This window comes from Reyranella soli, assembly GCF_007992495.1.
GTDB lineage: Bacteria > Pseudomonadota > Alphaproteobacteria > Reyranellales > Reyranellaceae > Reyranella > Reyranella soli.
The window spans coordinates 1-7,860 of record NZ_BKAJ01000265.1; the positions used below are offsets into that span (position 1 = coordinate 1).

General features: G+C 61.1%; 10 protein-coding genes. 4 read left to right on the forward strand and 6 right to left on the reverse strand.

Annotated features, from left to right (window positions below; all coding sequences use genetic code 11):
* Nucleotides 1-607: 607 nt before the first annotated feature.
* The 4 genes from RSO01_RS44935 to RSO01_RS44950 form a co-directional block, all read right to left on the reverse strand.
* The gene (locus tag RSO01_RS44935) at nucleotides 608-1,057 is read right to left on the reverse strand and encodes a CoA transferase (protein ID WP_147157143.1); all 450 of its coding nucleotides are present in this window, start codon (nucleotides 1,055-1,057) and stop codon (nucleotides 608-610) included.
* Nucleotides 999-1,820, reverse strand: coding sequence for an NAD-dependent epimerase/dehydratase family protein (locus RSO01_RS44940; RefSeq protein WP_170303851.1), 822 nt, complete (start codon nucleotides 1,818-1,820; stop codon nucleotides 999-1,001). Before RSO01_RS44940 ends, RSO01_RS44935 begins: the two co-directional genes overlap by 59 nt.
* Before the next feature lie 139 nt (nucleotides 1,821-1,959).
* A complete protein-coding gene (locus RSO01_RS44945; RefSeq protein WP_147157145.1) occupies nucleotides 1,960-2,181 on the reverse strand; it encodes a hypothetical protein in 222 nt (73 codons plus the stop codon).
* A gap of 72 nt (nucleotides 2,182-2,253) precedes the next feature.
* Nucleotides 2,254-2,703 (reverse strand): ABC transporter substrate-binding protein, encoded by a 450-nt coding sequence (locus RSO01_RS44950; RefSeq protein ID WP_246159245.1) that lies wholly within the window; start codon nucleotides 2,701-2,703, stop codon nucleotides 2,254-2,256.
* Between RSO01_RS44950 and RSO01_RS49355 the strand changes: the two genes are divergently transcribed.
* Entirely contained in the window at nucleotides 2,621-2,815 is a 195-nt protein-coding gene (locus RSO01_RS49355; protein ID WP_246159246.1) for a hypothetical protein, read from the forward strand. The genes RSO01_RS44950 and RSO01_RS49355 overlap by 83 nt on opposite strands.
* A gap of 719 nt (nucleotides 2,816-3,534) precedes the next feature.
* The gene (locus RSO01_RS44955) at nucleotides 3,535-3,771 is read left to right on the forward strand and encodes a hypothetical protein (RefSeq protein WP_147157147.1); all 237 of its coding nucleotides are present in this window, start codon (nucleotides 3,535-3,537) and stop codon (nucleotides 3,769-3,771) included.
* A 437-nt stretch (nucleotides 3,772-4,208) separates the two neighbouring features.
* Here RSO01_RS44955 and RSO01_RS44960 read toward each other — a convergent pair whose 3' ends face one another.
* The gene (locus RSO01_RS44960) at nucleotides 4,209-4,658 is read right to left on the reverse strand and encodes an RrF2 family transcriptional regulator (RefSeq protein ID WP_147157148.1); all 450 of its coding nucleotides are present in this window, start codon (nucleotides 4,656-4,658) and stop codon (nucleotides 4,209-4,211) included.
* A gap of 1,644 nt (nucleotides 4,659-6,302) precedes the next feature.
* Here RSO01_RS44960 and RSO01_RS44965 point away from each other — a divergent pair.
* Together RSO01_RS44965 and RSO01_RS48135 are read left to right on the forward strand one after the other, a co-directional pair.
* A complete protein-coding gene (locus tag RSO01_RS44965) occupies nucleotides 6,303-6,668 on the forward strand; it encodes a hypothetical protein (RefSeq protein ID WP_147157149.1) in 366 nt (121 codons plus the stop codon).
* A 236-nt stretch (nucleotides 6,669-6,904) separates the two neighbouring features.
* Complete coding sequence (locus RSO01_RS48135) at nucleotides 6,905-7,072, forward strand: hypothetical protein (RefSeq protein WP_170303853.1); 168 nt, start codon at nucleotides 6,905-6,907, stop codon at nucleotides 7,070-7,072.
* Between the two features lie 440 nt (nucleotides 7,073-7,512).
* Here RSO01_RS48135 and RSO01_RS48720 read toward each other — a convergent pair.
* Nucleotides 7,513-7,860 (reverse strand): hypothetical protein (locus RSO01_RS48720; RefSeq protein ID WP_218037658.1); only part of this gene is annotated, 348 nt, incomplete at its 5' end.

The following is a 7,860-nucleotide window of genomic DNA, read 5'->3' on the forward strand; positions in this document are numbered from 1 at the left end:
GATAAAGCGGACTCGTTTTTATGTTCTTGTGCGGCGCTCGTCACGTTCTGATCGGCAACTCGAACGTGGGCCAAAATGGACAGTCTTGACGGTTTATATACCGCAGCCTTGTGGGTTTGACTTATGGCAAGGAAGTCGGTCGGGGCTGATGACCGACCACGCCCATGCGGCCGCGCGCTACAAGGCTGCGCGATCCCTCCCTGTTCGTTTTGGGCGTCGCGATCTAGCAGACGCTGGTGTTGGTCTCCTTGATCAGCGGCGACAGAATATTGACTTCTGCCGCCACCCTGGCCTGCTAAGCCAACCGTCGGCTGGTCGCCCGGGGTGCGACGCCAGCATGGCCGTCGTCTTTATTACTTATTGTCAACGCAAGCGTCGGCCAAGCATCCCTCGATCTGCTTGAGAAATCTAATGCCAGGAGTGTCATCTTCGAGGATTCTCTCCATCGTGACCCTGTCGGCGCGGCAGGCCGTGGCCTTGCGTAAGCCAGCCAGGGCTTTAGACAATGTTTTGGTGTCGGATGCGTTGAGCGTTAGCACGCCCGATGGTTCGGAGAAAAGCGCAGCGACGGGTGTGCCTTTAAACCAGTTCTTGTGCGTTGATGGCCTTACCGAGCGATATCAGGACCGTCCGGTCCTTCGGATCGAGTTTTGTCTGAGGACCGATATCGCAAGCGAACGTCGATGTACTCGCGAGCACGGCCGTTGCAAAAGCCACTATGAGCGCATTCAGTCATCTTGCAGAAAATCACCACCTGCTGACCGCCGACTGTGCCGCAGGCGGCACGAGAATTCAACTTGAGTGAATCAAGGGTGCGGAAGCGGTCGGAGCCGCGGTGATGGAAAAGGCCGCGCTCGCGAAGTGACAAGACCGCTTCGGTTGCGGACGCGAGCTGGACGAACGCTTCCTGCCCGTTGGGCTTGTCTAGATCGACGACGATGCTGCGCTTGCCAAAATTGTTGTGCCAGAAATGCAGGCTCTTTTCCGGCGACGGCACATCACCGCGGAAAGGCCCGCTTCGCCGCATCGCTTCGCCTTCCGGAGGCTCGACCTTCATCGGGCAGGAATTCGCGCACCAAGGTCGCCAATTCGCCCAGGCTGACCGTGATCCCGCCGGAATTGTAAGTGCTGTGTTTCGGCCTGTCGGCAAGCAGTACCCGCGCGAACGCTTCGGCCATGTCTTCGACGTGAATAACGCATCGCATCGTGTCGGCGTACGGAAAACTCACGGACTGCCCGCGTGCCGGCTGGCACATGCAATTCACATGATCAATCGAGCCGAACTTCTTGTCGGGACCCGTTACATTGGCCGGACGGATACAAGTAATCGCCATACCGTATGCGCGTCGGTAATCGTGAGCCTGCCATTCGTTGATGATCTTGTTGACCGCGTACTGCGTCTCGCCGCCTCGCTCGTCGGTCTCATCGACGAGGCGCTCGCCAAACGCGGACTGCTGGCCACTGACAGCGACCGAGCTGGCGAAGACAGTGTGTTTGACGCCGCAACGGCGCGCCGCCTCGAAGCAGTTGTCCATGCCCTGGATATCGAGCTTGAAAGCATCGTGGGGAGCGAGTTCGCCAATAAAGTAGGAAAGGTTGATCACCCGTTCGGCGCGGGCTTCTTGAACCGCGCCAATGACGTCGTCGAACTGGGTCACGTCGCCACGCCTGACGGTGACTTTGTCGCCCCAGCGCGCGAAAGCAGCTCTCGCACCGGAGACATCGATATCCATACAGGTGATGTTATGGCCGGCGGCGACCAGAAGGGGGATCATGCGCCGGCCGATAAAGCCTGCACCCCCCATTACCACGATGGACATGTCTGCTCTCCCTGTTGTCATGCGCCACTCGACTTGACCGTAGGCGCTACGTTACCGGCAGAAGGCGGAGCAAGGAAGTGGAGCGAGACGGAGTCGCGCGCCGCGTTGCCAACCGACGCGCCGACATCATGTCCTTCGTCTAGCGATCGAGCCAGAAGTCCTCGAAGCGCCAGCCGTTGTAGATGCTGTTAGTCTGGATGGTGTAGCTCTTGACGTAGGGGTGCCAGCAGCCGGCGGCAATCTGGTTGGAGACAATCGGACGGGCGATGTCCTCCTGAAGCTGCCGGTCGATCTCCCAAACCATGTGCTGGCGCTTCTTCTGGTCGACTTCCTGCGACTGCGCCTCGAACAGCGTCGTCATCTTGGGATTGCAGTAGCCGTCGTAGTAGGCAGAGAGCCGCAGGCATAGTCCTCTGAGAAGGTGACGTCAGCATCATCGACCGCGCTGCCGTTGTAGTTCATCGCCACGAAGAAATCCTTCGTGAAGACGCGGTTGTAGTAGACCGCGGTGTCGAGGACCTCGAGCTCCGCCTCGATCCAGATCTGCTTCAGCTGATCGATGAGGATCACCGCCGGGTCGCGAAACACGGAGATGCTGCACGTGCTGACCTTGATCTCGAGCGGCTTGTCCGGCCCGTAGCCGGCCTGCTTCATCAGGGCGCGAGTCTCTTCGCGCGCCTTGGCGACGTCGCCGTAGCCGACGATCGATTTCAGCATTTCCAGCGTCAGCCCCCACTGACTCGTCGGGCGGCGGCAGCATGGCACCGCTCATCTGCCCCTGCCCCTCGTTGAGGATGTCCATGAACGCCTGGCGATCCACGGTCAGCGCCATGGCGCGGCGAATCCTCGGGTCGTCGAACGGCGGCCTCTCGCGATTGATCATGACGTTGGCGGCGACGCCGCTGCTGCGCATGGTGCACAGGGCTTTCGGCGCATCCTTGCGGATGGTCTTGAGCAGCGGAACCGTCACATCGGGAGTGCGCCGGAGTTCTTGAGCCAGGTTCTGCCCCCCGATCACTAAGCTAGTCGCAGCGCTGGCAGAGGCGGCCTTAGAAAGGAGAAGTACCACCAATGCCCTCAGGAAATGTCGTATCGAATGGCGCCGACAAGGGAACAATCACCTGAGCTAATGCACTACACATCGGCCTGCACTGACAGCAAAAGGTGCCGCATGCGCGCGCGCTGCAGCGCACGCACGTCTGTCGCTCAAAAGCTCCTAGCCCAGGCGAAGGATGATTTGACGTGCTCGGCGAGCTTCCGCGTGTCCCTTAAGGCGACCGTCCGGCAGGCAGGCGAGGCCTCAGCCCTTCAACAGGCAGTAGAGGAGGGCGGCAGTAGCAACACCCGCTAAGGCGTAGATCAGGTGCCGACGAAGTTCCCGATGAAGAGGATTAACGCCGGCATCGCAATCGAGATCGAGGCCGCTGCCGTGTTCTTGGCGTGGCTTGCCGTGCGCCTTTGGCAGGTCCTCGCCTGAAGGTCGGTGCCGGGGGCGACGGCCGACCCCGAGCGCATCAGAGGTAACCAATACGTTCTCAGGTTTGAGGCTTGCGGGCCGACATATGCTTGTCCCTCGCCGTTGGCCGGCTCTCCCCAAACAGAGCGGCGACGATGCAACGGTCAGGCCCCACACCTCCAGCATGAGGGTGTGGGGCCGCTTCGTTTGCGCCCGACTGATCAGGAGCCAGGCTCTTGACTGAGTAAGGATCGCCCGATGACAGACCCCGAATCCTCGAGGAAGCGGCTCAAGGAGCACGGGATCGAGTTCCCGCACCTGGTCGTCGCCGTGACCCCAGATGGCCAGGTCATCTGGCAGCCGACGGATCAAGACGTCGGCCTCGGCAAGCATAGCAACGTGAGTCCCGATGGCTTGCGGTCCTTCGGCAACGACCTGATCAAGGTCGCCGAGCGACTCGAAGTGCCGTCGGCTGCGAACGACGCGGCGGATTGATTACATGGCCAATCGAGAGGGCTGGGCGGGTGCGCTTTCGCCGCGGCGGAGGATTTCTTCGCATCGCCGCGCCGTTTGCTAAAATCTCGCCAGCGCGCGTCTGCTCGCGGCCGTCAACTTTTTGACATCGATCAATGCCTTGCGCCCGGGCCTTGCGCTATCTGGCGCGCTCCCTTGGAGCAAAAACGGTACCCCCAGTACTGCTTGCAATAGCCCCCAAGGGGGCCGGCGGATGCTCAACTTACTCCGGGGTGTCCGCCGGTCTTTTCTCTCCCCGCGGGGCCGCCAGCCATTGGCCCGCCGATTCGCCACACGCAAACGCCCCGCCGTCGGGCAGATTCTGGATCCTGCGGACCCGAATTCGCGGTTAGGTCCGGCAGGTGCTTCTGACACCCGCCGGGCCGATCTTTTGAAAACCGGCCCCGCAGCTAGTGTCTTCACACTGCGGCCGGCTGCCTCGCAGTCTGGTCGGGGGCTCCTTCGACCACGCCTTGGCAGAGATCGCCGATGGTCAGGTTATTAAGCTGCGCCATCAAGTCGTCCTGCACCTTCTTCCAAGCCGGCCAAACCACCTCATAGGCCAACGGTGAGGCAGTGTCGGGGTTAAAGGACTCGATCTCGACCTCCAACGCCCGCACCACCCGCACGATCTCGCCCAGAGTTATGCATCGCGGCTCGCGACGCAACCGATAGCCGCCGTAGCGCCCGCGCTTGCCGTCCAAAATGCCGGCCCGCACCAAAGCACGCAGGACTTCCTCAATATACCGTGGGGGAACGCGCTGCCGATCGCTGATCTCGGCTCGGCGCACCCAACGCTCACCGCCATGGAGTGCCACGTCGAGCACCACCGCTATGCTATATAGGGTTATTCTACTGAGCCGAAGCATCTCCGCTAAACCCTTGGACGCCCACACCGCTGCGCCCGAGCATGCACGGGCCACGATTAGTTGCGCAATTCGTATGCCCAGCACCGCCCGCCGCTGGCAGAAATCTGTCCGCCAGCCTTTGAGGGGCGCCGCCTATGGCAAGCGGCCCCGCACAGGGTTGTTCGCCTGTGCGGGGCCTGACCGTTCGCAGAACGCGTCTCGGGGGGAGACATAAGCGAACGACTTGCGGGCTTGTATTCGTGAAGATCGGCGACATTGCGGCCCGACGACTAGCACCGCCCGATTGATAACAACCCAAGCGAGGCGGCGCGGGGTCGCCCCAGGACCGATTACAGGACCGAGGAGCGTATCCGGAAGGCTCTACAGCGGGGCGATAAGGGGATACTCATGATCGTCCGCGAATGGGAGGTGGGTTCTGGGACAGTGCAGCGCATCAAGGCTAAGATGACGCCGGCTTAAGCCCCTCGCCCCGCTTGGCAGAGTGTGGGTTAAACTTTAACCCGCACCCCAGGTGCGGCCCTAGGCGACGCCTCACTGTAATCGGTTTACTGTGACAACGAGAGGCGGGCCCGGGCGGCCTTTTCTGACCGCACGAACAGTGGTGTGGGGCACTGCGGTCGTTCCCAAGGACACAACCACCCGCCTGCCCTGAATGGGAAGCCAGAGCATGTGTTGGTTAACACTGCTAAGTGCCGCGGTGTGTGTCCTTCAGAGGCAGACGGTGGCCGATGGGCCAAGCAACGGTGGTACCCCAAAAGCGCTACTCGGTTTGGCAGAGATTCGTCTTCCCGCAGCGCGGCGCATAGGGCACGGTCAGTGCGTGTGGGAAGAGGTGCTGGCCGAGTAGCTTTGCACCTCTAAGTGGGAGTGTGGGCGGTACGGTCAATCCGTACCGTTCCTCCCCAACAAAAGTGGGCTTCGGCCCCGTTGTGCTCTCCCCAGGCGATCCAAACCTTTGCTGCTTTAACGGCCTGATCTTCCTTTGTTCTGAGCGGAATAGATCGCCCACCCCAGGCGGGTTAATCCGCTGGCGCCGGGAACCCAAGTGCCGTTGCGGCGTCGCTTCTAGTGACTGAGCCTAATGCAGGTCCGCGTTTTCCTCGCTTCTCCTGCGTTCCCACACCCGGTGCAGTCGTGGGAGGCCGGCGCGTCTGTAGCCCCCCTACACCCAAGGCGCTGTCCGGCCTTGCATCAGTTCCTGGTTCTGGGTCGTCTCGGGAGACGAGGAAGCCATGAGAAACCCGCGCAAACGTCGGCTCAAGGCAAAGCAGCGTCGCCTCAGACTCCGCGCTCAAAAGGCTCGTTCGGCCAAGCAGGAGGTTCGCTCAGCAATCAGGGCGCAGAGCTGGCCGGCAAAGATCTCGATTTCTGGGCAAGGCGGCACGGTCGAGCGCACCACGCGCCACCTGCTTCGCACCTTATCTCACGTCGAGCCGAGCTCGCGCGCGTACTGCGCGGCGCCCCCTTCCCCGTTCATCCGCAAATTGGAAAAGGTCGTGCTTAGGTTTCTGAGGGCGCAGAATCGAGCCTCCCGGCAGCCAAACCACGCATTCGTGCCCTGGTCCGCGAAATTGCGATTAGCTCTCATGGCAATAATTCGTGCGAAGGCACTAGGCTCGATTCTCGGGGTGGGCCCGCAAGCCTTTGTACTGGACGATCGCTTCCAAGGAGCGCCTTTTCACCGGGGTTGGTGAGGGTGAAGTCACCTTGGCTGACGCTATGGCGCTGTTAGAGGCCCTAGCGGGCGCGAAGGCTCTGTCTTACCGCAAGCTGTTTGATGGACGAGCCGTACGGTCCACGATGACTGGCGAGGAACTGCTGGCGGTCTGCGCCAAGATCAGGGCGTATCACCAAGAGGGGCCTGTTGGGGCCCTTGCGCTGGTGGGCACTGCCGAACAGACGGTAAAATTTGCTCGCCTATTGGGTGCACTCGCCGCCGACGACCGGCCCATCAAGCTGTTCAACAGCCTGCGACGGGCACGCGCCTGGCTGGACTTGCAGAGAAAATGACCTGCTCGCGACCACGCCGCAGCCCAGCCGCAGGGGATTCGACAACGCTGGAGCCCATCTGCTCCACTGCTCGTGTGGGAACGACATCGCGGCCGCCCAAGTGGATCAAACCCCAGCTCACGCGCCTGGCTACCGACGCACGGTCGAGGCTCTGCAGCGGCTTCCGGTCAAATCCGCCTACATCGACGACGAGCTCTGCAGACAGTGTACCCATCTTCAGCCGGCTCCAGGCAGCCATGGACGAATGTAAAACCGATCAGCTCGTCTTCTATGCCTTCGACCTGCTTTTCCTGGACAAGCGCCTGTTCCGGCGCAAGGTCGCTGGCTTGCTCTACAGCGAGCACAGTGCCGCATCCTTAATGCGCGGCATGATCAACCAGTTGCCGTGGGGTGTGCAGTATTGAACGTCTCGTACCAGGGGCCCCACCTTGGCCCTGTGCTAAAGCGAACAGCCTGCTGCCTCACGAGTCATTAGTCTCAGCTATTGCTGGCTTCAACCGTCATCGAGCGCCAGCGGCCGAGAGAGAGCCCGTGGTGCGCTCGCGCTCGCGCGTCGAGGGGGCATGCATGACATACGAAGAATATCTCAAGCACGCGGATGAATGCGAGCGACTGGCCGAGTCGCCCACGCTGCCGTCCAACCGCCACTCCCTGCTATCAGCGGCGGAGATGTGGCGAAGGATGGCGGCCCATGCCAAGCCGCACGATGGAGCAGGACTGCATCCCGTCTTGGGTGACCCACTAAGTGACACATGTGAAGGCGAGCTGCTGGCCCAGATCGAGAAACTAGGCTCCGCGATTAGTCGCGACATGGACGCATTGGGCCGAGCCAAATCAATGCGCGCTAGTTCACACCTCTGGACACGCATCCTGCTGAAAATAACCGAACGTCGTGAACTTCGAGACCGCCTTCCCTCGCCTCGTTGTTGAGGCGGTTGCCCCTACAAACCCAGACACCTTGTCCGAAAGGCGAACGGACCATGTATGACGGGAAATCTTTACTGCGAGCCTCGATGACGCCGAGCAACGAGTAGTAGTCGTCGGCCTTATTGTCAGTATCATCCTCTTGGCTGCCTCCTCGGTCGTGTATCTCGTCTAGCAGTTTGCTGAAAAAGTTACCGCGGATTTGGGAATGGTGATTCGCTAGCCTGGTGTCGCGTGGAGGATGATCGATGCGTGGTGAGTTCCAGGA